This window comes from Streptomyces decoyicus (assembly GCF_019880305.1).
Taxonomy (GTDB): domain Bacteria; phylum Actinomycetota; class Actinomycetes; order Streptomycetales; family Streptomycetaceae; genus Streptomyces; species Streptomyces decoyicus.
The window spans coordinates 5,697,360-5,721,807 of sequence record NZ_CP082301.1; the positions used below are offsets into that span (position 1 = coordinate 5,697,360).

The 24,448-nt window shown below is 69.3% G+C and carries 22 protein-coding genes; all 22 read left to right on the forward strand.

Annotation, left to right across the window (positions count from 1 at the left end; translation table 11 throughout):
* Positions 1-12: 12 nt before the first annotated feature.
* The 22 genes from lysA to K7C20_RS25350 all read left to right on the forward strand — a co-directional run bounded on the left by lysA (position 13) and on the right by K7C20_RS25350 (position 24,395).
* A complete protein-coding gene (gene lysA, locus K7C20_RS25245) occupies positions 13-1,404 on the forward strand; it encodes a diaminopimelate decarboxylase (RefSeq protein WP_053210106.1) in 1,392 nt (463 codons plus the stop codon).
* A 137-nt stretch (positions 1,405-1,541) separates the two neighbouring features.
* Positions 1,542-2,834 carry a homoserine dehydrogenase gene (locus K7C20_RS25250; RefSeq protein WP_030081230.1) on the forward strand — a complete coding sequence of 431 codons (1,293 nt, stop codon included), beginning with the start codon at positions 1,542-1,544 and terminating at the stop codon, positions 2,832-2,834.
* An 8-nt stretch (positions 2,835-2,842) separates the two neighbouring features.
* Positions 2,843-3,928, forward strand: coding sequence for a threonine synthase (gene thrC / locus K7C20_RS25255; protein WP_030081233.1), 1,086 nt, complete (start codon positions 2,843-2,845; stop codon positions 3,926-3,928).
* Between the two features lie 361 nt (positions 3,929-4,289).
* Positions 4,290-5,207: a homoserine kinase gene (gene thrB / locus K7C20_RS25260; protein WP_030081235.1), complete on the forward strand. Its 918-nt coding sequence runs from the start codon at positions 4,290-4,292 to the stop codon at positions 5,205-5,207.
* A gap of 373 nt (positions 5,208-5,580) precedes the next feature.
* A complete protein-coding gene (rho, locus tag K7C20_RS25265) occupies positions 5,581-7,650 on the forward strand; it encodes a transcription termination factor Rho (RefSeq protein ID WP_030081237.1) in 2,070 nt (689 codons plus the stop codon).
* A 407-nt stretch (positions 7,651-8,057) separates the two neighbouring features.
* Entirely contained in the window at positions 8,058-9,185 is a 1,128-nt protein-coding gene (locus K7C20_RS25270) for an LCP family protein (protein WP_030081239.1), read from the forward strand.
* Positions 9,186-9,357: 172 nt separating this feature from the next.
* Entirely contained in the window at positions 9,358-9,582 is a 225-nt protein-coding gene (gene rpmE / locus K7C20_RS25275) for a 50S ribosomal protein L31 (protein ID WP_030081241.1), read from the forward strand.
* A gap of 171 nt (positions 9,583-9,753) precedes the next feature.
* Entirely contained in the window at positions 9,754-10,833 is a 1,080-nt protein-coding gene (gene prfA / locus K7C20_RS25280; protein WP_030081243.1) for a peptide chain release factor 1, read from the forward strand.
* 114 nt (positions 10,834-10,947) lie between these two features.
* Positions 10,948-11,793, forward strand: coding sequence for a peptide chain release factor N(5)-glutamine methyltransferase (gene prmC, locus K7C20_RS25285; protein ID WP_030081245.1), 846 nt, complete (start codon positions 10,948-10,950; stop codon positions 11,791-11,793).
* A gap of 70 nt (positions 11,794-11,863) precedes the next feature.
* On the forward strand, positions 11,864-12,511 hold the full coding sequence (locus tag K7C20_RS25290; RefSeq protein WP_030081247.1) for an L-threonylcarbamoyladenylate synthase: 648 nt from the start codon (positions 11,864-11,866) through the stop codon (positions 12,509-12,511).
* Complete coding sequence (locus K7C20_RS25295) at positions 12,508-13,185, forward strand: arsenate reductase/protein-tyrosine-phosphatase family protein (RefSeq protein WP_400842597.1); 678 nt, start codon at positions 12,508-12,510, stop codon at positions 13,183-13,185. The genes K7C20_RS25290 and K7C20_RS25295 overlap by 4 nt, the downstream gene beginning before the upstream one ends.
* A gap of 144 nt (positions 13,186-13,329) precedes the next feature.
* Complete coding sequence (locus K7C20_RS25300) at positions 13,330-14,730, forward strand: serine hydroxymethyltransferase (protein ID WP_107083501.1); 1,401 nt, start codon at positions 13,330-13,332, stop codon at positions 14,728-14,730.
* A 99-nt stretch (positions 14,731-14,829) separates the two neighbouring features.
* Positions 14,830-16,164 (forward strand): MraY family glycosyltransferase, encoded by a 1,335-nt coding sequence (locus K7C20_RS25305; RefSeq protein ID WP_209444011.1) that lies wholly within the window; start codon positions 14,830-14,832, stop codon positions 16,162-16,164.
* 289 nt (positions 16,165-16,453) lie between these two features.
* On the forward strand, positions 16,454-16,891 hold the full coding sequence (locus tag K7C20_RS25310) for a hypothetical protein (RefSeq protein ID WP_030081253.1): 438 nt from the start codon (positions 16,454-16,456) through the stop codon (positions 16,889-16,891).
* Between the two features lie 279 nt (positions 16,892-17,170).
* On the forward strand, positions 17,171-17,965 hold the full coding sequence (gene atpB / locus K7C20_RS25315; protein ID WP_030081255.1) for a F0F1 ATP synthase subunit A: 795 nt from the start codon (positions 17,171-17,173) through the stop codon (positions 17,963-17,965).
* Positions 17,966-18,041: 76 nt separating this feature from the next.
* Positions 18,042-18,290: an ATP synthase F0 subunit C gene (gene atpE / locus K7C20_RS25320; protein WP_018087389.1), complete on the forward strand. Its 249-nt coding sequence runs from the start codon at positions 18,042-18,044 to the stop codon at positions 18,288-18,290.
* Positions 18,291-18,328: 38 nt separating this feature from the next.
* Positions 18,329-18,898 (forward strand): F0F1 ATP synthase subunit B, encoded by a 570-nt coding sequence (locus K7C20_RS25325; RefSeq protein WP_030081257.1) that lies wholly within the window; start codon positions 18,329-18,331, stop codon positions 18,896-18,898.
* Positions 18,895-19,710, forward strand: coding sequence for a F0F1 ATP synthase subunit delta (locus K7C20_RS25330; protein ID WP_030081263.1), 816 nt, complete (start codon positions 18,895-18,897; stop codon positions 19,708-19,710). The genes K7C20_RS25325 and K7C20_RS25330 overlap by 4 nt, the downstream gene beginning before the upstream one ends.
* Positions 19,711-19,924: 214 nt before the next feature.
* A complete protein-coding gene (gene atpA / locus K7C20_RS25335) occupies positions 19,925-21,517 on the forward strand; it encodes a F0F1 ATP synthase subunit alpha (protein WP_030081265.1) in 1,593 nt (530 codons plus the stop codon).
* A gap of 20 nt (positions 21,518-21,537) precedes the next feature.
* Complete coding sequence (locus tag K7C20_RS25340; protein ID WP_030081267.1) at positions 21,538-22,455, forward strand: F0F1 ATP synthase subunit gamma; 918 nt, start codon at positions 21,538-21,540, stop codon at positions 22,453-22,455.
* Between the two features lie 5 nt (positions 22,456-22,460).
* Entirely contained in the window at positions 22,461-23,903 is a 1,443-nt protein-coding gene (gene atpD, locus K7C20_RS25345; protein ID WP_030081269.1) for a F0F1 ATP synthase subunit beta, read from the forward strand.
* A gap of 108 nt (positions 23,904-24,011) precedes the next feature.
* Complete coding sequence (locus K7C20_RS25350; protein WP_030081273.1) at positions 24,012-24,395, forward strand: F0F1 ATP synthase subunit epsilon; 384 nt, start codon at positions 24,012-24,014, stop codon at positions 24,393-24,395.
* Positions 24,396-24,448: the final 53 nt, after the last annotated feature.

The window sequence follows — 24,448 nt, forward strand, 5'->3', positions numbered from 1 at the left end:
AACTCCACAGTCATGAGTCGCTCCGCGCATCCCGCCGGGCCCCGGCACGCTGACGTACTGCCCGAGGGGCACTACGCCGGGCCGCCCGCCGATCTCAACACCCTCGACCCGCGGGTCTGGTCCCGTACGGTCTCGCGCAATGCCGACGGTGTGGTCACCGTCGGCGGGCTGGACGTCGCCGCGCTCGCCGAGGAGTTCGGCACACCGGCGTACTTCCTGGACGAGGACGACTTCCGGGCCCGCTGCCGGGCCTGGAAGGACGCCTTCGGTCCGGGGGCCGATGTGTTCTACGCCGGGAAGGCGTTCTTGTCCCGGGCCATCGTGCGGTGGCTGAACGAAGAGGGGCTGAATCTCGACGTCTGCTCCGGGGGCGAGCTGGCGACGGCGCTGGCGGCGGGAATGCCGGCCGAGCGGATCGCCCTGCACGGCAACAACAAGAGCACCGAGGAAATCACCCGCGCCGTCGAGGCAGGGGTCGGTCGGATCGTGCTCGACTCGTTCCAGGAAATCGTGCGGGTCGCGCATATCGCGGAGCGGCTGGGCAAGCGGCAGCGCGTGCAGATCCGGGTCACGGTCGGTGTCGAGGCGCATACGCATGAGTTCATTGCGACCGCACACGAGGACCAGAAGTTCGGAATTGCGCTGGCGGACGGCCAGGCGGCGGAGGCCGTGCGCCGTGCGCTGAAGCTGGACGGGCTGGAACTCATCGGGATTCACAGCCATATCGGCTCGCAGATTTTCGATATGGCGGGATTCGAGGTGTCCGCGCGCCGCGTGGTGCAGCTGCTGACCGAAGTGCGTGACGAGCACGGCATCGAGCTGCCCGAGATCGATCTGGGCGGCGGGCTCGGTATCGCGTACACCTCCGATGACGATCCGCGGGAGCCGCACGAGATCGCGTCGGCGCTGGGCGACATCGTGAGCAAGGAGTGTGCGGCGGCGGGGCTGGGTGTGCCGCGGCTGTCGGTCGAGCCGGGACGGGCGATCGTGGGTCCCACGGCCTTCACGCTGTACGAGGTCGGCACGGTCAAGGAGCTGGAAGGCCTGCGGACGTATGTGTCCGTGGACGGCGGGATGTCGGACAACATCCGCACGGCGCTCTACGACGCGGAGTACAGCGTGGCGCTGGTGTCGCGCACCTCCCAGGCCGCGCCGATGCTCTCGCGCGTGGTCGGCAAGCACTGCGAGAGCGGGGACATCGTCGTCCGCGATGCCTTTCTGCCGGCCGATGTGGCGCCCGGGGACCTGCTCGCGGTGCCGGCCACCGGTGCGTACTGCCGTTCCATGGCGAGCAACTACAACCACTCGCTGCGGCCGCCGGTCGTGGCGGTGAAGGACGGTGCGGCCAGGGTGATCGTCCGGCGGGAGACGGAGGAAGATCTCCTGCGGTTGGATGTCGGGTAGGGCCGGATCGCCGGGCCCCGATCCCGGATGAAATAAATGTCTCGGCATCTGGACGATGGACGGAAACCGCCGTCCGGTGCGTGAGACTTGTGCATGAGCAAGCTGGAATTCGCTGGTCGATGAGAAGCAGAGGTCGAATGATGCGTACGCGTCCGCTGAAGGTGGCGCTCCTGGGCTGTGGTGTTGTCGGCTCAGAGGTGACGCGCATCATGACGACGCACGCCGACGACCTCGCCGCCCGCATCGGCGCGCCCGTGGAACTCGCCGGGATCGCCGTCCGCCGCCCCGACAAGGTGCGCGAGGGCGTCCCGGCCCATCTGGTCACCACCGATGCGACCGCGCTCGTCAAACGCGGCGATATTGATGTCGTGATCGAGGTCATCGGCGGTATCGAGCCGGCCCGTACGCTCATCACCACCGCTTTCGAGCACGGCGCGAGCGTGGTGTCCGCCAACAAGGCGCTGGTCGCGGCGGACGGCGCGGCGCTGCACGCGGCGGCCGAGGCCAACGGTGCGGACCTGTATTACGAGGCCGCCGTCGCGGGCGCGATCCCGCTGGTACGGCCGCTGCGCGAGTCCCTGGCCGGCGACAAGGTCAACCGGGTGCTCGGCATCGTCAACGGCACCACCAACTTCATCCTCGACAAGATGGACTCGACCGGGGCCGGCTACAGCGAGGCGCTGGACGAGGCGACCGCGCTCGGATACGCCGAGGCCGACCCGACCGCCGACGTCGAGGGCTTCGACGCCGCCGCCAAGGCCGCGATCCTGGCCGGTATCGCCTTCCACACCCGCGTGACCATCGACGATGTGCACCGCGAGGGCCTCACGGAGGTCACCGCGGCCGATATCGCCTCCGCCAAGCGGATGGGGTGCACGGTCAAACTGCTGGCCATCTGCGAGCGGGCCGCGGACGGTGCGTCCGTGACCGCGCGGGTGCACCCCGCGATGATTCCGCTGACGCATCCGCTCGCCTCCGTCCGCGAGGCGTACAACGCGGTCTTCGTCGAGGCCGAGGCGGCCGGCCAGCTGATGTTCTACGGGCCGGGCGCGGGTGGCGCGCCGACCGCCTCCGCGGTGCTCGGCGACCTCGTCGCGGTCTGCCGCAACAAGCTCGCCGGGGCCACCGGACCGGGTGAGTCCGCCTACACGCGGCTGCCCGTCAGCCCCATGGGCGCGGTCGTCACGCGGTACCACATCAGCCTCGACGTGGCCGACAAGCCCGGTGTTCTCGCCCAGGTCGCCACGATCTTCGCGGAGCACGGCGTATCGATCGATACGGTCCGTCAGTCGGGCAAGGACGGCGAGGCATCCCTCGTCATCGTCACCCACCGAGCGGCGGACGCGGCCCTGTCGTCGACCGTCGGGGCACTGCGCGAGCTCGACACCGTCCGTGGTGTCGCCAGCATCATGCGGGTCGAAGGGGAGTAAAGGAACCCATGTCTGCCAATTCCACTGTGACCACGGCGAGCAGCCAGTGGCGCGGAATCATCGAGGAATACCGCGACCGGCTCCCGGTCAGCGACACGACCGAGGTCGTCACCCTCCGCGAGGGCGGCACGCCTCTCGTACCGGCCCAGGTGCTCTCCGAGCGCACCGGCTGCGAGGTGCACCTCAAGGTCGAGGGTGCCAACCCCACCGGCTCCTTCAAGGACCGTGGCATGACGATGGCGATCACCCGCGCCAAGGAGGAGGGCGCCAAGGCGGTCATCTGCGCCTCCACCGGCAACACCTCCGCCTCGGCCGCCGCCTACGCGGTCCGCGCCGGCATGGTCTGCGCCGTGCTCGTCCCGCAGGGCAAGATCGCGCTGGGCAAGATGGGCCAGGCGCTGGTCCACGGCGCGAAGATCCTCCAGGTCGAGGGAAATTTCGACGACTGTCTGACGCTGGCCCGGAGCCTGTCCGACAACTACCCGGTCGCACTTGTGAACTCCGTCAACCCGGTGCGCATCGAGGGCCAGAAGACCGCCGCCTTCGAAATCGTCGACATGCTCCGCGATGCGCCCGACATCCATGTGCTGCCCGTCGGCAACGCCGGCAACATCACGGCGTACTGGAGGGGCTACAAGGAGTACGCGGCCGACGGCATCGCCTCGCACACTCCGCGCATGTGGGGCTTCCAGGCCTCCGGCAGTGCGCCGATCGTGCGCGGCGAGGTCGTCAAGGACCCGCACACCATCGCCACCGCCATCCGCATCGGCAACCCCGCCTCGTGGTCGTACGCGGAGCAGGCGCGGGACGAGTCCGGCGGCGCCATCGACTCCGTGACCGACCGTCAAATCCTCGCTGCCTACCGCATGTTGGCCGCGCAGGAGGGCGTCTTCGTGGAGCCCGCCTCGGCCGCGTCCGTGGCCGGTCTGCTCAAGGCCGCCGAGGAGGGCAAGGTCGACCCGGGCCAGCGCATCGTCTGCACGGTGACCGGCAACGGTCTCAAGGACCCGGACTGGGCGGTGGCCGGCGCGCCGCAGCCGGTCACGGTCCCGATCGACGCGGACGCCGCGGCCGAGCGCCTGGGCCTCGTCTAGGACCGCCGGCGCTCCCGCGCGGGGCGCAGCCGTACGGGCCGACCAGCGCGTACGGCACCCGGTGACGGGACGGTGCACGTCCCGTCACCCCTTGCAGAGCAAAGTGTGCAAAGGGTGCAAAGCCGGGGGGAAGGCAGCGTCGGGGCACAGGAAGGCGCGCGACACGCATCGTGCGCCTCCTGTGCGCCCTATGTCGCGACAGAACCTTCCTTCGATAGGCTGGCACCAACTCCCCTCCCCACGGCATAACGCAGTGGCGTTCAGGGCAGGTCAGAACAGACCCCATGAGCCGGCCGGGCACCTCGGTGCCGCGGCGCTCCGGGGCAGTACCGCAGCATCAATCAAGGAGAGTCATCGACCGATGGCCGGTCCCGCGTTCCGCGCCGCCGCCGTCCGGGTGCGCACCCCCGCTACCAGCGCCAATCTCGGTCCCGGCTTCGATGCCCTGGGTCTCTCCCTGGGCCTGTACGACGACGTCGTGGTGCGTGTCGCCGACTCCGGACTGCACATCGACATCGCAGGTGAGGGGGCCGACTCCCTGCCGCGCGACGAGAGTCATCTGCTCGTACGGTCGATGCGCACCGCCTTCGAGCTGCTCGGCGGACAGCCGCGCGGCCTGGAAATCGTCTGCGCCAACCGCATCCCGCACGGCCGCGGCCTGGGGTCTTCCTCCGCCGCCATCTGCGCCGGCATCGTCGCCGCCCGCGCGGTGACGATAGGCGGTGAGCAAAAGCTCGACGACACCGCGCTGCTGGAGCTGGCCACCGAGATCGAGGGCCACCCCGACAACGTCGCCGCCTGTCTGCTGGGCGGATTCACCCTCGCCTGGATGGACACCGGAACCGCCCGCGCGATCCGGATGGATCCCGCGGATTCCATCGTTCCGGTGGTCTTCGTGCCCGGAAAGCCGGTGCTGACCGAGACCGCCCGTGGACTGCTGCCGCGTACCGTCCCGCATGTGGACGCCGCGGCCAACGCCGGCCGCGCCGCACTGCTCGTCGAGGCCCTGACCAGGCGCCCCGAGCTGCTGCTCGCCGCGACCGAGGACCGACTCCACCAGGAATACCGCGCTCCCGCGATGCCGGAGAGCGTGGCCCTGGTGAACCGACTGCGCGCGGACGGCGTCCCCGCAGTTGTGTCCGGTGCGGGCCCGACGGTGCTCGCGCTGGTCGAGGACGCGGCGGCCGAGAAGGTCGCGGCACTGGCGGGAGAGGGGTGGGCGGCCAACCGGCTGGCCCTCGACGCGGCAGGCACCTGCGTACTGCCGCTCGCCGGGTGATCACGCGGGTGATCGACGATTGCCGGTCTTTGAGAGGGGGAATGTTTGTTGGACCCGGTAGTGTTAACCTCAAGTCAGTACTCGACGCCTGAGTGGCGCGGTGCTTCGTGTCCCCCATAGGGACCACTTTCTTCCGGGAGCCTCCCAAACTGCTTGGAGCAATGGCCTGAGCAGAAGTGAGCACGCTCCGGAATCGGCGTGACGGCATGGCCAGTCTGCATCTCTTCACGCCGGAGCCATGAACTGATTCTCTCCGCCACTTCCGGCGGGACCACCGCCCCGGCCCGGTCCACGAGACCAAGGACCCAAGCCGGACAGCACAACCGGTCGCCGAGCCAGACAGGCCGACGCCCGCTCCAGGGAAGGACCCTTCGTGAGCGACACCACCGATCTGATGGGCGCGCGCACCGATGGCAGTGCCACCGCGCCCGCCACGGACGCTCCCGCCGCGCCTGCTAGCACGCGGCGCCGCCGTTCCGGCACCGGCCTTGACGGCATGGTCCTGGCAGAGCTGCAGCAGGTCGCCTCCGGCCTCGGTATCAAGGGCACCGCGCGGATGCGCAAGAGCCAGCTGATCGAGGTCATCAAGGAGAAGCAGGCCGGCAGCTCGGGCGCCGCCGCCAAGGCCGACGCGTCCGCCGACACCGAGACCAAGCCCAAGCGCCGTGCGACCTCCAAGGCGCGTACCGGCGACGACAGCGCGGAGCAGGCCGCCGGCAAGGCCGCCAAGTCCGACAAGGGCGACAAGGCCGCGGACAAGTCCGGGGCCCAGCAGCAGATCGACATCCCCGGCCAGCCGGTCAGCGACGAGCAGCCGGCCGGTGAGCGCCGCCGGCGCCGCGCCACCGCCGCCGCGGGCAGCCCCGAGGGCGCCTCGGGCGACGTCAAGACCGAGACCCGGGTCGAGGCGAAGACCGAGGTCAAGGCGGACGCCAAGACCGACACCGCGACCTCCCCGCAGGAGACCGGCGAGGGCCGGCCCAGCAAGGGCGGCGAGCGCCAGGACCGTGGCGACCGCCAGGACCGCGGGCAGAAGGGCGACCGCGGCCAGCGCCAGCGCGACCGCGGTGACCGTGGCGACCGCGGTGACCGTGGCGACCGTGGCGACCGCCGCAAGGGTGACGCCGGTGACGGCGGCGGCCAGGGCGGTCAGGGCGGCCAGCGTCAGCGCGACCGCCGTACCGATGACGAGGACGACTTCGAGGGCGGCCGCCGGGGCCGTCGCGGCCGCTACCGCGACCGCCGTGGCCGTCGCGGGGGGCGCGAGGACTTCGGCAACGAGCCGCAGGTGTCCGAGGACGACGTCCTGATCCCGGTCGCGGGCATCCTCGACATCCTCGACAACTACGCGTTCATCCGGACCTCCGGCTACCTGCCCGGCCCGAACGACGTGTACGTCTCGCTCGCCCAGGTCCGCAAGAACGGTCTGCGCAAGGGTGACCACGTCACCGGCGCGGTCCGCCAGCCCAAGGACGGCGAGCGCCGCGAGAAGTTCAACGCGCTGGTCCGGCTCGACACCGTCAACAGCGTGGCGCCCGAACAGGGCCGCGGACGGCCCGAGTTCGGGAAGCTGACGCCCCTTTACCCGCAGGAGCGACTGCGCCTGGAGGGTGAGTCGGGCGGCCTGACGACCCGGATCATCGACCTGGTCACGCCGATCGGCAAGGGCCAGCGTGGTCTGATCGTGGCCCCGCCGAAGACCGGCAAGACCATGATCATGCAGGCGGTCGCCAACTCGATCACCCGCAACAACCCCGAGTGCCACCTGATGGTCGTCCTGGTCGACGAGCGTCCGGAAGAGGTCACCGACATGCAGCGGTCGGTCAAGGGCGAGGTCATCTCCTCGACCTTCGACCGCCCGGCCGAGGACCACACCACCGTCGCCGAGCTGGCCATCGAGCGCGCCAAGCGCCTCGTCGAGCTGGGTCACGACGTGGTCGTCCTGCTGGACTCGATCACCCGTCTGGGACGTGCGTACAACCTCGCCGCCCCGGCCTCCGGCCGCATCCTGTCCGGTGGTGTCGACTCGACCGCGCTCTACCCGCCGAAGCGCTTCTTCGGTGCGGCGCGCAACATCGAGGACGGCGGTTCGCTGACCATCCTGGCCACCGCGCTGGTCGAGACCGGCTCGCGGATGGACGAGGTGATCTTCGAGGAGTTCAAGGGCACCGGCAACCTGGAGCTCAAGCTCGACCGCAAGCTCTCGGACAAGCGCATCTTCCCGGCGGTGGACGTCGACGCGTCCAGCACCCGTAAGGAAGAGATCCTGATGGGCAGCGACGAGCTCGCGGTCGTCTGGAAGCTGCGCCGGGTGCTGCACGCCCTGGACCAGCAGCAGGCCATCGAGCTGCTGCTGGACAAGATGAAGCAGACGAAGTCCAACGCGGAGTTCCTGCTCCAGATCCAGAAGACGACGCCGACCGCGGGCAACGGCAACGACTGACGCCCGTCGGGCGCGTCCTGGCGCCGTACCGCAAAGCCCCCCTCGCCGCTGTAGGTGAGGGGGGCTTTGCGCTGCGTTGCCGGGTGCGGGCGGGGCCCCCCGGGCGGCGCCGTGTGAGCCGGACCGCGCTCCGCGGGCCGTACACACGGCGCGCTTGAGACGTTCCGCACAGATCCGTGCAACCCACATGGTTCCAGCCATGCCGGGAAAAGGGCTGAAAGCCCAGGTGGAGAGGACGAAGGTCCCGAGCCGGTGGGCCGGGCCGCCGCAGATTTCTAAGAAATCGCTCATGACTCGCTGTGCAACCCTTCCCGTCGACCTCCCGTCTGACAAGGAGCAATGGGCCGTGGCAGCGCACAGCACGGCGGCGGCGAGGGGCAGCCGAGCGAACGAGGACTGAGGAGCAGATGGCGGACAGCAACGGGACCGCGAAGACGGCCGAAAGCCGTGCCCGCGGCATACGTGCCACGGGCCGCCGGCGCAAGGGCCCGACCCGACGCCGCCGAGCGCTGACCATCACCCTGTGCACGCTGACCAGCGTCGTACTGCTGGGTGGGGCCGGACTCGGCTACGTCTACTTCAAGCTCAACGGCAATCTGAAGGGCGTCGACATCAACGCCGCCCTGGGACCGGACCGGCCGAAGAACGTCGACGACGGCTCGATGAACATCCTTGTGATGGGGTCCGACTCCCGCGCCGGCAAGAACGGCGAGTACGGCAAGGACGAGGGCGGCGCGCGCTCCGACACGGCGATGATCGTCCACGTGTACAAGGGCCACAAGAAGGCCAGCGTGGTCAGCGTCCCCCGGGACACCATGATCAAGCGCCCCGACTGCACCACCAAGGACGGCAAGAACGCCCCCGGCGCGCAGCGGGCGATGTTCAACACGGCGTTCGAGGTCGGCGGGCCGGTCTGCGCGGTCAAGACCGTCGAGTCGATCAGCGATGTCCATATGGACCACTTCGTCGAGGTCGACTTCACCGGTTTCAAGAAGCTCATCGACGCGCTGGGCGGGGTGGGCCTCACCACCAGCAAGCCGATCGACGACGACCACAGCCATCTGCATCTGCAGCCCGGCAAGCACACCCTCAGCGGCGAGCAGTCGCTCGGCCTCGTACGGACCCGGCACGGCGTGCCCGGCGGCGACGGCAGCGACCTGGGCCGCATCCAGCTGCAGCAGGCGTTCATCAAGGCCCTGATGAACCAGGTCAAGGACGTCGGGGTGCTCACCAACCCCACCAAGCTCTACGACATCGCCGATACGGCCACCAAGGCCATCACCACCGACACCGAACTCAACTCGGTCAGCGAACTGACCGGCCTGGCCAAGACTCTGGGCAACATCGGGTCGGAGAACATCGACATGATGACGCTGCCGGTGACGTACGACCCGGCCAATCCGGACCGTGTGGTGCCGCTGACGAAGAAGAGCGAGCAGGTCTGGGACGCGCTGCGGGTGGACAAGGAGATCCCCAAGTCCGCGATCAAGGGCTCGGCCGGTGACCAGGGCGGCACGGACAAATACGTGAAGTAGCCGGACGGCAGGGTTCCGGGGCCCGTCGGCCCCGGAACCGGCCGGGAATAGTTGGGGCCTCACCCCGGTTTTGGGAGATACGGCTAGTCCTGGCAGACTGGACCGTCGGCCCCGGTTCACGTGACGCAACCCGCGACACGACCCGGTGCACTCCCGAACCTAGGAGAACCCCTTGAAGCGCGACATCCACCCGGAGTACGTCGAGACCCAGGTCAGCTGCACCTGTGGCGCGTCCTTCACCACCCGTAGCACGGTCGCCGGCGGAAACATCCGCGCCGACGTCTGCTCCGAGTGCCACCCGTTCTACACCGGCAAGCAGAAGATCATGGACACGGGCGGCCGCGTGGCCCGCTTCGAGGCCCGCTTCGGCAAGGGCGCTGCCGCCGCCAAGAAGTAGCGACCCGCAAGGCGCCGGTCTCCGGTCGCCCCTGCCCAGGGGTGACCGGACCGGCGTTTTGCCGTCCTGGCCCTTGGCTCCCGTTCGGGGGCCGGGGCCCCGCGGCGCAGCCGCAGATGTGCCAGCGCCCCGGTACCCGGGTCACCACAGCAGCCAGTAGAGGAACCCACGATGTTCGAGGCGGTCGAGGAACTGATCGGCGAGCACGCCGATCTTGAGAAGCGGCTGGCCGACCCCGCGGTCCACGCCGACCAGCGCGAGGCCATGCGGCTCAACAAGCGCTACGCCGAGCTGACCCCGATCATCGCGACGTACCGCGACTGGAAGCAGACCGGCGAGGACATGGAGACCGCGCGCGAACTCGCCGCGGACGACCCGGACTTCGCCGACGAGGTCAAGGAGCTCGACGCCCGGCGCGAGGAGCTGACCGAAAAGCTGCGGCTGCTGCTCGTCCCGCGGGACCCCAGCGACGACAAGGACGTCATCCTCGAGGTCAAGGCCGGCGAGGGCGGCGAGGAGTCCGCGCTGTTCGCCGGCGACCTGCTGCGGATGTATCTGCGCTACGCCGAGCGGGCCGGCTGGAAGACCGAGATCCTGGAGGCCAACGAGTCCGACCTCGGTGGCTACAAGGACGTCCAGGTCGCCGTGAAGACCAAGGGCGGCAACGGTGCCACCGAGCCGGGACAGGGCGTCTGGGCGCGGCTGAAGTACGAAGGCGGAGTGCACCGCGTCCAGCGCGTGCCCGCCACCGAGTCGCAGGGCCGGATCCACACCTCCGCGGCCGGCGTGCTGGTCACGCCCGAGGCCGAGGAGGTCGAGGTCGAGATCGGCCCCAACGACCTGCGGATCGACGTCTACCGCTCCTCCGGGCCCGGCGGCCAGTCCGTCAACACGACCGACTCCGCGGTGCGCATCACGCACCTGCCCACCGGCATCGTCGTCTCCTGCCAGAACGAGAAGAGCCAGCTCCAGAACAAGGAGCAGGCGATGCGCATCCTGCGCTCCCGGCTGCTGGCCGCCGCCCAGGAAGAGGCCGAGCGGGAGGCGTCGGACGCCCGGCGCAGCCAGGTCCGCACGGTTGACCGCTCCGAGCGCATCCGTACGTACAACTTCCCGGAAAACCGCATCTCGGACCACCGGGTCGGCTTCAAGGCGTACAACTTGGACCAGGTGCTCGACGGCGAACTCGACCCGGTCATCCAGGCGTGTGTCGATGCCGACTCGGCCGCCAAGCTCGCCGCCGCCCAGTAAGCCCGCACGACCCGGTACGTACCGGACCGCATTTCCCGGGGACAGCCCCGGACCCCGGCCGATCGACGGCGGACCCGCACCAATGAAGACGCAGCGCACTAGGAGGAAGGCCCCGTGAACCTTCTGCTCGCCGAGGTGGCCCAGGCCACCCAGCGGCTGGCCGACGCCGGTGTGCCCTCGCCGCGCTTCGACGCCGAGGAACTCGCCTCGTTCGTGCACGGCGTCAAACGGGGTGAGCTGCACCACGTCAAGGACGCGGACTTCGATGCCCGCTACTGGGAGGCCGTCGCCCGCCGCGAGGCGCGTGAGCCGCTCCAGCACATCACCGGCCGGGCGTTCTTCCGCTACCTCGAACTCGCCGTCGGGCCAGGGGTGTTCGTGCCCCGCCCGGAGACCGAGTCGGTGGTCGGCTGGGCGATAGACGCCGTACGGGCCATGGACGTCGTCGAGCCGCTGATCGTCGACCTGTGCACCGGCTCGGGGGCCATCGCCCTCGCCCTGGCGCAGGAGGTGCCCCGCTCGCGGGTGCACGCCGTGGAGCTGTCCGAAGAAGCCCTTGACTACGCCCGCAAGAACGTCGAGGGGTCCCGCGTCGTTCTCCATCACGGCGACGCGCTGACCGCGCTTCCCGAACTGGACGGGCAGGTCGACCTGGTCGTCTCCAACCCGCCGTACATCCCGCTGACCGAGTGGGAGTACGTCGCACCCGAGGCACGCGACCACGACCCCGAGCTCGCGCTGTTCTCGGGTCAGGACGGCCTGGACACCATCCGGGGCATCGAGCGGACCGCACACCGCCTGCTGCGCCCCGGCGGCGTGGTCGTCATCGAGCATGCCGACACCCAGGGCGGGCAGGTGCCGTGGATCTTCACCGAGGAGCGGGGCTGGGCCGATGCGGCCGACCACCCGGACCTCAACAACAGGCCCCGTTTCGCCACCGCGCGCCGGGCGACGCCATGACGCGTCCCGCTTCGGCGCCTGATGCAGCCGATGCATCCGAAGTATTCGTTTCGCACGAGGAGGTCCCGTAATGGCACGGCGATACGACTGCAGCGACGCGACCGACCGCACCACCGGTCTGCGCGAGGCCGCCTCGGCCGTCCGCCGCGGTGAGCTGGTCGTGCTGCCGACCGACACCGTCTACGGCATCGGCGCGGACGCCTTCAGCGCCGAGGCCGTCGGCGACCTGCTGGAGGCCAAGGGCCGCGGCCGCGGTATGCCCTCCCCGGTCCTCGTCGGGTCCCCCAACACCCTGCACGGCCTGGTCACCGACTTCTCCGAGCAGGCCTGGGAGCTGGTCGACGCCTTCTGGCCCGGTGCGCTCACCCTCGTCGCCAAGCACCAGCCGTCGCTGACCTGGGACCTGGGCGAGACCCGTGGCACGGTCGCGGTGCGGATGCCGCTGCACCCCGTCGCGATCGAGCTGCTCACCGACTTCGGCCCCATGGCGGTCTCCAGCGCCAACCTCACCGGCCACCCGTCCCCGCAGGACTGCGACGCCGCACAGGAAATGCTGGGCGACTCGGTCTCCGTCTACCTCGACGGCGGCCCCACGCCCGCCGCCGTGCCCTCCTCGATCGTCGACGTCACCGGCAAGACCCCGGTGCTGCTGCGCGAAGGCGCGATCACCGCGGAGGAGCTGCGCAAGGTGGTACCCGAGCTCGAGGTGGCCAATTGATGGCGCCCCTGGGGCGTGGCATAGCGGGACCAGGCACCCACCCCCCTGTACCCCCCTCACCCCCTTTTCGGATTCTCCACGTCAGCACCGGCAACGTCTGCCGCTCGCCGATCACCGAGCGGCTGCACCGCCATGCCCTGGAACTGCGGCTGGGCGATGCCCGCAGCGGCGGGCTGCTCGTGGAGAGCGCCGGCACCTGGGGCCACGAGGGCGCCCCGATGGAGACCCACGCCGCGACGGTGCTCACCGACTACGGTGCCGACCCGGCCGGCTTCCTCGGCCGTGAGCTGCTCGACGAGCACGTCATCCGCGCCGACCTGGTGCTCACCGCCACCCGCGACCACCGCGCCCAGGTCATCTCGATGGGCCACTCCGCGGGGCTGCGCACGTTCACGCTCAAGGAGTTCAACCGGCTGGTGCGGGCCATAGACCCCGCCACGCTGCCCGAGCCCGACCCCGACCGGCCGGACGGCGGGCTGGTCGAGCGCGCCCGCGCGCTGGTCGGCGCCGCCGCGGCGCTGCGCGGCTGGCTGCTGGCGCCCAACCCGGAGTCCGACGAGGTCTACGACCCCTACGGGGCCCCCATCACCTTCTTCCGCTCCATCGGCGACGAGATCAACCAGGCGCTCGACCCGGTCGTCACCGCCCTCACAGGGGTCCCGGCGCGAGCCTGAGGCCTGTCTCCCGGAGACCGGGGAGACAGGCCCCCTGAGGGCCGCTGTGCGCGGGCGTGGACCCTGTCGGCCCGCACACCGCGCCCGATCGCCCCGCCGCGCCTACATTGGGACTACGTCCCCGTACGAGGCCCGGAGCAAGCGATGCCTGCCACCACCGCGTCACCCCGTAACGAGACCCCGGCCGCCCCTTCCCGGGCCGCAGAGCCCGCGCCGGACGCCGGGCCGGCCGGGCCCGCTGAGAGCGCGGCGGACCGCGCACGGGCCGCCGCCCGTGACGCCGTCACCCGGCCGGCCGGTGCCCCGGACTTCGACACCCTGCTGCGCCAGGACCCCGAGATCGCCGGCGTACTGCTCGGCGAGAGCACCCGGCAGAGCGACGGGCTCCAGCTGATCGCCGCGGAGAACTTCACCTCGCCGGCCGTCCTGGCCACCCTCGGCTCCCTGTTGGGCAACAAGTACGCCGAGGGCTATCCGGGTGCCCGGCACCACGGCGGCTGCGAGATCGTCGACCTCGCCGAGCGGATCGCGGTGGAGCGCGCCAAGGCCCTGTTCGGCGCCGAACACGCCAACGTCCAGGCGCACTCCGGGTCTTCGGCCGTTCTCGCCGCCTACGCCGCCCTGCTGCGCCCGGGAGACACCGTCCTGGCCATGTCGCTCCCGCACGGCGGGCACCTCACCCACGGATCGCCCGCCAACTTCTCCGGCCGCTGGTTCGACTTCGTCGGCTACGGGGTCGACGAGGAGAGCGGGCTGCTGGACTACGAGGCGATCCGCGAGCTGGCCCGCGCCCGCCGGCCCAAGGCCATCGTCTGTGGCTCGATCTCCTACCCCCGGCACATCGACTACGCCGCCTTCCGCGATATCGCCGACGAGACCGGCGCCTATCTGATCGCGGATGTCGCGCATCCGCTCGGCCTGATCGCCGGGGGAGCGGCGCCCAGCCCCGTCCCGTACGCCCATGTGGTGTGCGGAACCACACACAAGGTGCTGCGCGGGCCGCGCGGCGGGCTGATCCTGTGCGGCGCGAAGCTGGCCGAGCGCATCGACCGGGCGGTGTTCCCCTTCACCCAGGGCGGTGCCCAGATGAACGCCGTCGCGGCCAAGGCCGTCGCCTTCGGGGAGGCCGCCACGCCCGCCTTCGGCGCGTACGCGCACCAGGTCGTCGCCAATGCCCGTGCGCTCGCCGGGGCGCTGGCCGGACACGGACTGACGATCACCACCGGCGGCACCGACACCCATCTGATCACCGCCGATACCGCCCCGCTCGGCCTGGACGCCCGCACCGCGCGGGGCCGGCTGGCCGCCGCGGGGATCGTGCTGGACACCTGCGCACTGCCGTGCATCGAGGCCCCCGACGACGTCGCGGCCCGCCGGACAGGCGTCCGGCTGGGCACCGCCGCGGTGACGACGCAGGGGATGGGCGAGGCCGAGATGAAGGCGGTCGCCGAGCTGATCGTGGCGGCGCTGGAGGAGGACAGCACGACCCGCTCCAGGACCGTCGCTTTGGTCCGCGGCTTTCCGCCTTATCCCGATCACGGATGACGGCGGGAACCACCCGCTGACACGAGGCGTCTTCTCCTGTATTCACGGCCAGGGGGCAGACACGCATAGGGTGTGGGGCTGTGATGGCCAGCTATACCAATGGGGCAGCCCGTGCGTGAATACCTGCTGACGCTGTGCGTCACGGCCGCGGTGACCTACCTGCTGACCGGCCCGGTGCGGAAGTTCGCCATCGCGGCCGGTGCGATGCCGGAGATCCGCGCGCGTGATGTGCACCGCGAGCCGACGCCACGGCTCGGCGGTATCGCGATGTTCGGCGGGCTCTGCGCCGGTCTGCTGGTCGCCTCGCACCTGACCAACCTCAAGAGCGTCTTCGAGAACTCCAACGAGCCCAGGGCGCTGCTGTCCGGCGCCGCCCTGATCTGGATCCTCGGCGTCCTGGACGACAAGTGGGGCGTGGACGCACTGGTCAAGCTCGGCGGCCAGATGATCGCCGCGGGTGTGATGGTCCTTCAGGGCCTGACGATCCTCTGGATCCCGATCCCCGGCGTCGGCACGGTCTCGCTGACCCCGATGCAGGGCACCCTGCTGACCGTCGCACTCGTCGTGATCACCATCAACGCGGTGAACTTCGTCGACGGCCTGGACGGCCTCGCCTCCGGCATGGTGTGCATCGCCGCCGCGGCGTTCTTCATGTACGCGTACCGGATGTGGTTCGGCTACGGCATCGAAGCGGCCGCGCCGGCCACGCTGTTCTCGGTCGTTCTGATGGGCATGTGCCTGGGCTTCCTGCCGCACAACATGCACCCGGCGCGGATCTTCATGGGCGACTCGGGCTCGATGCTGATCGGTCTGGTGATGGCCGCGGGCGCGGTCTCGGTGACCGGCCAGGTGGACCCAGACCTGCTGAACGTGAAGGCGGGCGGTCTGCGTGAGGCGACCCACGCGATGGTGCCCGTCTACATCCCGCTGCTGCTGCCGCTGACGGTCATCGCGGTGCCGGTCGCCGACCTGGTCCTGGCGATCGTGCGGCGTACGTGGCAGGGCCAGTCGCCGTTCGCGGCCGACCGCGGGCATCTGCACCACCGGCTGCTGGAGATCGGGCACTCGCACAGCCGGGCCGTGCTGATCATGTACTTCTGGTCGGCCCTGATCGCGTTCGGCGCGGTCGCGTACTCCGTGAACAACGCCAGCATGTGGATCGTGCTGGGCATCGTGCTGCTGAGCGCGGTGGGTCTGGTGCTGCTCCTGCTGCCGCGCTTCACGCCGCGTACGCCGCGCTGGGCGGAGTGGATGGTGCCGCCGCGCTACCGCCGGGCCGCCCACGCGACGGCGGCGGGCGCGGAGACCGACGGCGGGAGCGCCGTCGAGCCGGAGGAGGAGCGTGAACCGGTCCCGGCGGGCATCAACGGGGCCACCGCCATCGGCGACCGCTCACGCTTCGCGGACCGCTCGAAAGCGGAAAGTCACCACTGATCCCGGGGCGTGATCGCTCGAATGGGCATCGAAAATCGGGCCGATTGACCCCATACCAGACAAATGGCTGGCCGTCAGTGCACCAACGCGCACGTTCACGCTCAGGTGTGACAGGGTCCACACGAACCAGGTAAAGACCTCATCAAATAGTTTGTGATACCGTTCACGAAACCCGGCGATAGAGCCGAGGGAGCGTAGTGCGACGCTTCTTCTGCCTCAGGTTCCGCCGCAGGCCGGGTCTACGCTCGTCCCTGACGACACAACCCCCACCTTTTGCCGGAGCGCCGCCATGCAGTCGAATGACGCCCGACTACTTCTGCACGCCGTTGTGCCCACGCTCGCCATCGGCGCCATCGCCGTTGCCGTGAGCGCTGTGGTCGTCGGCGCGACAGGAGCGATCGGCGCTGTCGTCGGCACCGTGCTGGTGCTGCTCGTCATGGGTGCCGGTCTGGTTGTCCTGCAGAAGACCGCGAAGAATCACCCGCAGCTGTTCCAGATGATGGGACTTCTGCTGTACACGGTGCAGATCCTCTTCGTTGCGGTCTTCCTGATCGCGTTCAAGGACACAACGTTTTTCGACACCAAGGCATTTGCGTTCACCTTGCTCGGCGCCACCCTCGTATGGATCGCGGCACAGACCCGCGGTCATATGAAGGCGAAGATTCTGTACGTGGACCCCGACTCCGCCGAGACGAAGAAGGCGGAGACGGCGGGGTCGCCGACGTGACACGTAGGGCCGAGATAAAAGCCCTCTTGCGGGCCTGCTATCGTCCGGTGCCAACTGCGGCACAGTTGGCGCAGGCGGCTGAGCTCCCCGGTTCCACTCGATGGAACGGGCGGTTCTCGCGGCCGATGCCTGTGATGTGGCCGGGCCCAGTGCCCGCCAGCCGCCCCCTAATCCGTAAGACCAGTCCAGTGCCGCTCCGTGGCTCAACGCCGCGCCGACACAACGAGGTTGCCGTACCCATGCGCCACGCTGAAGGAGCTCGCGGTGAGTGCTGAAACGATGCTCGCCTTCGAGACCGACTGCCACATCTTTTCCGGGTGCGGCTTCCCTGCTCCCGGGCTTCATTCGTTCGTCTTCCAGCCGCTGTTCACCATCAACGGCTTCGAGTTCAACAAGGTCATGCTGCTGGCGCTGCTCAGCACCGTCGTGGTCGTGTGGTTCTTCTGGGCGGCGTTCGGCAAGGCCAAGGTGGTCCCGGGCAAGCTGCAGATGATCGGCGAAGCGGGTTATGACTTCGTGCGCCGCGGGATTGTCTACGACGCGCTCGGCAAGAAGGAGGGCGAGAAGTACGTCCCCTTCATGGTCTCGCTGTTCTTCTTCGTCTGGATCATGAACCTGTGGTCGATCGTGCCGATCGCCCAGTTCCCGGTGACCTCGATCATCGCGTTCCCCGCCGGTCTCGCCGCGATCGTCTACATCACGTGGGTCACCCTGACCTTCAAGAGGCACGGCTTCGTCGGCGCGCTGAAGAACTTCAGCGGCTACGACAAGTCGCTCGGCGCGGTCCTGCCGATGCTGGTCGTCATCGAGCTCCTCTCGAACCTGATCATCCGGCCCTTCACCCACGCGGTCCGGCTCTTCGCGAACATGTTCGCCGGTCACCTCCTGCTGCTGATGTTCACGATCGCCACCTGGTACCTGCTGAACGGGTTCGGCGTGGTCTACGCCGGCGCCTCGTTCATCATGACCATCCTGCTGACCGCGTTCGAGCTGTTCATCCAGGCCGTGCAGGCGTACGTCTTCGTGCTCCTGACCGCGAACTACCTCCAGGGCGCGCTCGCCGAGCACCACTGAGCCCCTGTTTCCCCAGCCCCTATAGACGCCCGGTGGCCAACCCCCACCGGTCCGTGAAAGAGAAGGAAGTAACGGCATGTCCGCTGCTCTCGAGACTGTCAACCTCGCCGCCGGCGTCACCGGCAACCTCGGCTCGATCGGTTACGGCCTCGCCGCGATCGGCCCCGGCGTCGGCGTCGGCATCATCTTCGGTAACGGCACCCAGGCCCTCGCCCGCCAGCCCGAGGCTGCCGGCCTGATCCGCACCAACCAGATCATGGGTTTCGCCTTCTGTGAGGCGCTCGCCCTGATCGGCATCGTCATGGGCTTCCTCTTCAAGGCCTGACGGACTGCTGCAATCACCGACAGACGGAAGGCATTGATGTGAACGCCCTGGGCTTCAACATGGCGGCGGAGGTTCCTGAGAACCCCCTGATCCCGCCGATTCCAGAGCTGGTCATCGGCCTGATCGCTTTCTTCATCGTTTTCGGCTTCCTGGCCAAGAAGCTCCTCCCGAACATCAACAAGGTTCTGGACGAGCGTCGGAAGCTGATCGAAGGCCGGATGGAGGACGCCGAGGCGACTCAGGCCGAGGCCCAGCAGGTGCTCGCGGACTACCGCGCGCAGCTGGCCGACGCCCGCCACGAGGCCGCGCGACTGCGCCAGGAGGCGCAGGAGCAGGGCGCGACTCTCATTGCTGAGATGCGCGCCGAGGGCCAGCGGCAGCGCGAGGAGATCATCGCTGCCGGTCACGCCCAGATCGAGGCGGACCGTAAGCAGGCCGCGCAGGCGCTGCGCCGGGACGTGGGCACGCTCGCCGTCGACCTGGCCGGCAAGATCGTCGGCGAGTCCCTCGAGGAGCACGCCCGGCAGAGCCGGACCATCGACCGCTTCCTCGACGAGGTCGAGGGCAAGGCGGCGGCGGGCTCGACGAAGGCTGAGGCCGGCCGATGAACGGAGCGAGCCGCGAGGCACTCGCCTCCACACGCGAGCGTTTCGACGCGCTGACGGACGACACCTCCGTCGACGCGGCGAAGCTCGCCGAGGAGCTGGCTGCCGTCACCGCTCTGCTCGACCGCGAGGTGTCGCTGCGTCGGGTTCTGACCGACCCGGCGCAGCCCGGCGAGGCGCGGGCCGAACTGGCCGGACGGCTGCTGGGCAGCCAGGTCGGCGGCCCGGCCGTCGACCTGGTGCGCGGCATGGTCCGGTCCCGCTGGTCGCGCTCGCGCGACCTCACGGACGCGCTCGAGGAGCTGGCCCACAGCGCCGACCTCGTCGCCGCGCAGCGGGTCGGCCAGCTCGACGACGTCGAGGACGAGCTGTTCCGGTTCGGCCGGATCGTCAGCTCCAACGGCGAGCTGCGGCGTGCGCTGACCGACCGGAACGCTTCGGTCGCGGCGAAGACGGAGCTGTTGCACACGCTGCTGGGCGGCCGGGCGAACCCGGTCACCGAGCGCGTCGTGATCCGCCTTGTCGTACAGCCGCGGGGTCGTAGCCTGGAGGCGGGGCTCGATGCCCTCTCCAAGCTGGCGGCGAGCCGCCGGGACCGGATGGTCGCGGTGGTCACCTCCGCGGTGCCCCTCAGCGAAGGGCAGCGGCAGCGCCTGGGCGCTTCCCTGGCGCAGCTGTACGGACGGCAGATCCACCTGAACCTCGACGTGGACCCCGAGGTCCTCGGCGGAGTGCAGGTCCGGATCGGCGACGAGGTCATCAACGGGACCATCTCGGAGCGCCTCGACGAGGCGGCCCGGCGGATGGCCGGCTGACCCAGCCACCAACTCAAGAGCTGCACAACCGGCGGCCAGGCGCCGGACCAGCCGGCCGGACCGAGAGGTCCGGCTGCGGTCCGGAAGAAGCCCCGGGGACCAGCACAAGCATGACGGCGGCCCGAGTTGGGCCGTAAGCGGAAACCCCCCGGGGGACAGACCCCCGGACACCCGCAAGTAACTTCGGGCCCAACAAGGAGAGCAGGGAACCCAGATGGCGGAGCTCACGATCCGGCCGGAGGAGATCCGGGACGCGCTGGAGAACTTCGTCCAGGCGTACAAGCCGGACGCGGCCTCGCGCGAGGAGGTCGGCACGGTCAGCGATGCCGGAGACGGCATCGCGCATGTCGAGGGCCTTCCCTCGGCGATGGCGAACGAACTGCTGAAGTTCGAGGACGGCACCCTCGGTCTTGCGCTGAACCTGGAAGAGCGCGAGATCGGTGCGGTCGTCCTCGGCGAATTCAGCGGCATCGAGGAGGGCCAGCCGGTGCAGCGCACCGGTGAGGTGCTCTCGGTCGCCGTGGGCGAGGGCTACCTCGGCCGCGTCGTCGACCCGCTGGGCAACCCGATCGACGGCCTCGGCGAGATCGAGTCCGAGGGCCGCCGCGCCCTGGAGCTGCAGGCTCCGGGCGTCATGGTCCGTAAGTCGGTCCACGAGCCCATGGAGACCGGCTACAAGGCCGTCGACTCCATGGTGCCGATCGGCCGTGGCCAGCGTCAGCTGATCATTGGTGACCGCCAGACCGGCAAGACCGCCCTGGCCGTCGACACGATCATCAACCAGCGCGACAACTGGCGCACCGGCGACCCGAAGAAGCAGGTCCGCTGCATCTACGTCGCCATCGGCCAGAAGGGCTCCACCATCGCGTCCGTGCGCGGTGCGCTGGAGGAGGCCGGCGCCCTGGAGTACACCACCATCGTCGCCGCCCCGGCGTCCGACCCGGCGGGCTTCAAGTACCTGGCGCCCTACACCGGCTCGGCCATCGGCCAGCACTGGATGTACCAGGGCAAGCACGTCCTGATCATCTTCGATGACCTCTCGAAGCAGGCCGACGCCTACCGCGCCGTGTCGCTGCTGCTGCGCCGTCCGCCGGGCCGTGAGGCCTACCCGGGCGACGTCTTCTACCTGCACTCGCGTCTGCTGGAGCGCTGCGCCAAGCTCTCCGACGACATGGGCGCCGGCTCGATGACCGGTCTCCCGATCGTCGAGACCAAGGCGAACGACGTGTCGGCCTTCATTCCGACCAACGTCATCTCCATCACCGACGGCCAGTGCTTCCTGGAGTCCGACCTGTTCAACGCGGGCCAGCGCCCGGCGCTGAACGTCGGTATCTCCGTCTCCCGTGTCGGTGGCTCCGCCCAGCACAAGGCCATGAAGCAGGTCTCCGGCCGGCTTCGCGTGGACCTCGCCCAGTACCGCGAGCTGGAGGCGTTCGCCGCCTTCGGTTCCGACCTGGACGCGGCCTCCAAGGCGCAGCTGGAGCGCGGTAAGCGGATGACCGAGCTGCTCAAGCAGGGTCAGTACGCCCCGTACTCCACCGAGGACCAGGTCATCTCCATCTGGGCCGGCACCAACGGCAAGATGGACGACGTGCCGGTCGAGGACATCCGCCGCTTCGAGCGGGAGCTCCTGGACCACCTCCACCGGGAGAAGAAGGACCTGCTGACCAGCATCGTCGAGGGCGGCAAGATGTCCGACGACACCATCGGTGCGATCGCCGAGGCCGTCGAAGGCTTCAAGCGGCAGTTCGAGACCTCGGACGGCAAGCTGCTCGGCGAGGACGCCCCGGCCGGCACCAGCAAGTGACGACGGAAGGGACCTGATCCATGGGAGCCAAGCTCCGGGTCTACAAGCGTCGCATCCGCTCCGTCACCGCGACCAAGAAGATCACCAAGGCGATGGAGATGATCGCCGCCTCGCGCGTCGTCAAGGCGCAGCGCCAGGTGGCGGCGTCGACGCCGTACGCGAGTGAACTGACCCGCGCGGTGACAGCGGTTGCCACGGGCTCGAACACCCAGCACCCGCTGACGACCGAGGTCGAGCAGCCCACCCGGGCCGCGCTGCTGCTCATCACGAGCGACCGCGGTCTGGCCGGCGGCTACTCCTCCAATGTCATCAAGGCCGCGGAGCAGCTCACCGAGCGGCTCAAGGCCGAGGGCAAGGAGGTCGACGCCTACATCGTCGGGCGCAAGGGCGTGTCGTACTACAGCTTCCGCGAGCGCAAGGTCGTGGAGTCGTGGACCGGTTTCACCGACAGCCCGACGTACGCGGACGCCAAGGCGATCGCTGCACCGCTGATCGAGGCCGTCCAGCGGGACACGGCCGAGGGCGGGGTGGACGAACTCCACATCGTCACCACCGAGTTCATCTCGATGATGACGCAGACGGCGATCGACGACCGCCTGCTGCCGCTCAGCCTCGACAAGGCGGAGGAGTCGGAGGAGCCGTCCAAGGACGAGATCCTTCCGCTCTTCGACTTCGAGCCGTCGGCCGAGGACGTCCTCGACGCCCTGCTTCCGCGGTATGTCGAGTCGCGGATCTACAACGCGCTTCTGCAGGCCGCCGCCTCCAAGCACGCCGCCACGCGTCGTGCGATGAAGTCGGCGACCGACAATGCGGAAGACCTCATCAAGTCGCTCTCGCGGCTTGCCAACGCGGCCCGACAGGCCGAAATCACCCAGGAAATCAGCGAGATCGTCGGTGGCGCCAGTGCTCTGGCCGACGCGACCGCGGGGAGTGACTGACCACTATGACCACCACTGTTGAAACGGCCACGGCAACGGGCCGCGTCGCCCGGGTCATCGGCCCGGTCGTCGACGTGGAGTTCCCCGTCGACGCCATGCCGGAGATCTACAACGCGCTGACCGTCGAGGTCGCCGACCCGGCCGAGCAGGGCAAGCTCAAGAAGCTGACCCTCGAGGTCGCCCAGCACCTGGGCGACGGCCTGGTCCGCGCGATCTCCATGCAGCCCACCGACGGTCTGGTCCGCCAGGCCGCGGTGACCGACACCGGCGCCGGGATCACCGTCCCCGTCGGCGACGTCACCAAGGGCAAGGTGTTCAACACCCTCGGCGAGATCCTGAACGTGGACCCGTCCACGGTCGAGGTCACCGAGCGCTGGCCCATCCACCGCAAGGCCCCGACCTTCGACCAGCTCGAGTCCAAGACCGAGATGTTCGAGACCGGCGTCAAGGTCATCGACCTGCTGACCCCGTACGTCAAGGGCGGCAAGATCGGTCTGTTCGGTGGTGCCGGTGTCGGCAAGACCGTTCTGATCCAGGAAATGATCTACCGCGTGGCCAACAACCACGACGGTGTGTCGGTGTTCGCCGGTGTCGGCGAGCGCACCCGTGAGGGCAACGACCTCATCGAGGAAATGACGGAGTCCGGCGTCATCGACAAGACCGCACTGGTCTTCGGTCAGATGGACGAGCCCCCGGGCACCCGTCTGCGCGTCGCCCTGGCCGGTCTGACCATGGCGGAGTACTTCCGCGATGTGCAGAAGCAGGACGTCCTCTTCTTCATCGACAACATCTTCCGGTACACCCAGGCGGGTTCCGAGGTGTCGACCCTGCTCGGCCGTATGCCCTCCGCGGTGGGTTACCAGCCGAACCTGGCCGACGAGATGGGTCTCCTCCAGGAGCGCATCACCTCGACCCGTGGTCACTCGATCACCTCGATGCAGGCGATCTACGTCCCCGCGGACGACCTGACCGACCCGGCGCCGGCCACCACCTTCGCCCACCTGGACGCGACCACCGTTCTGTCGCGTCCGATCTCGGAGAAGGGCATCTACCCGGCGGTCGACCCGCTGGACTCGACGTCCCGGATCCTGGACCCCCGCTACATCACGCAGGAGCACTACGACTGCGCCTCGCGCGTCAAGACGATCCTGCAGAAGTACAAGGACCTCCAGGACATCATCGCGATTCTGGGTATCGACGAGCTCGGCGAGGAGGACAAGCTCACCGTCCACCGCGCCCGTCGTATCGAGCGGTTCCTGTCGCAGAACACCCACGTGGCGAAGCAGTTCACCGGTGTCGACGGCTCGGACGTGTCGCTCGACGAGTCGATCACCGCGTTCAACGCGATCGCGGACGGCGACTACGACCACTTCCCCGAGCAGGCGTTCTTCATGTGCGGTGGCATCGAGGACCTGAAGGCCAATGCCAAGGAGCTGGGCGTCTCCTGACCCCGGTACCGGTCCCGGGGGCGGCCCTGGCCGCCCCCGGTCCGTACGACCACTAGTATTTGACCCAACATCTGCCGAGCCAGGCAGGTGGAGACCCGAGGAGCCATCGTGGCTGAGCTGCACGTCGAGTTGGTCGCCGCGGACCGTCAGGTCTGGTCCGGCGAGGCCAGCCTGGTCGTCGCGCGCACCTCGTCGGGCGACATCGGAGTCATGCCCGGACACCAGCCGCTGCTCGGCGTGCTGCAGTCGGGCCCGGTGACGATTCGTACGACCGGCGAGAGCGGGGACGGCACCGTCGTCGCCGCTGTGCACGGCGGCTTCATCTCCTTCGCCGACAACAAGCTGTCTCTGCTCGCAGAGGTGGCGGAACTGTCGGACGAGATCGATGTCCAGCGCGCGGAGCGGGCCCTGGAGCGAGCGAAGTCGGAGGCCGACGCGGCCGCCGAGCGTCGCGCCGATGTCCGGCTGCGTGCGGTGACGGGCGTTCACTGAGCCCCGTCACCGACGAGATCGATCCTCAGCCGCGGGCTGCCCGGAGTTGTCCG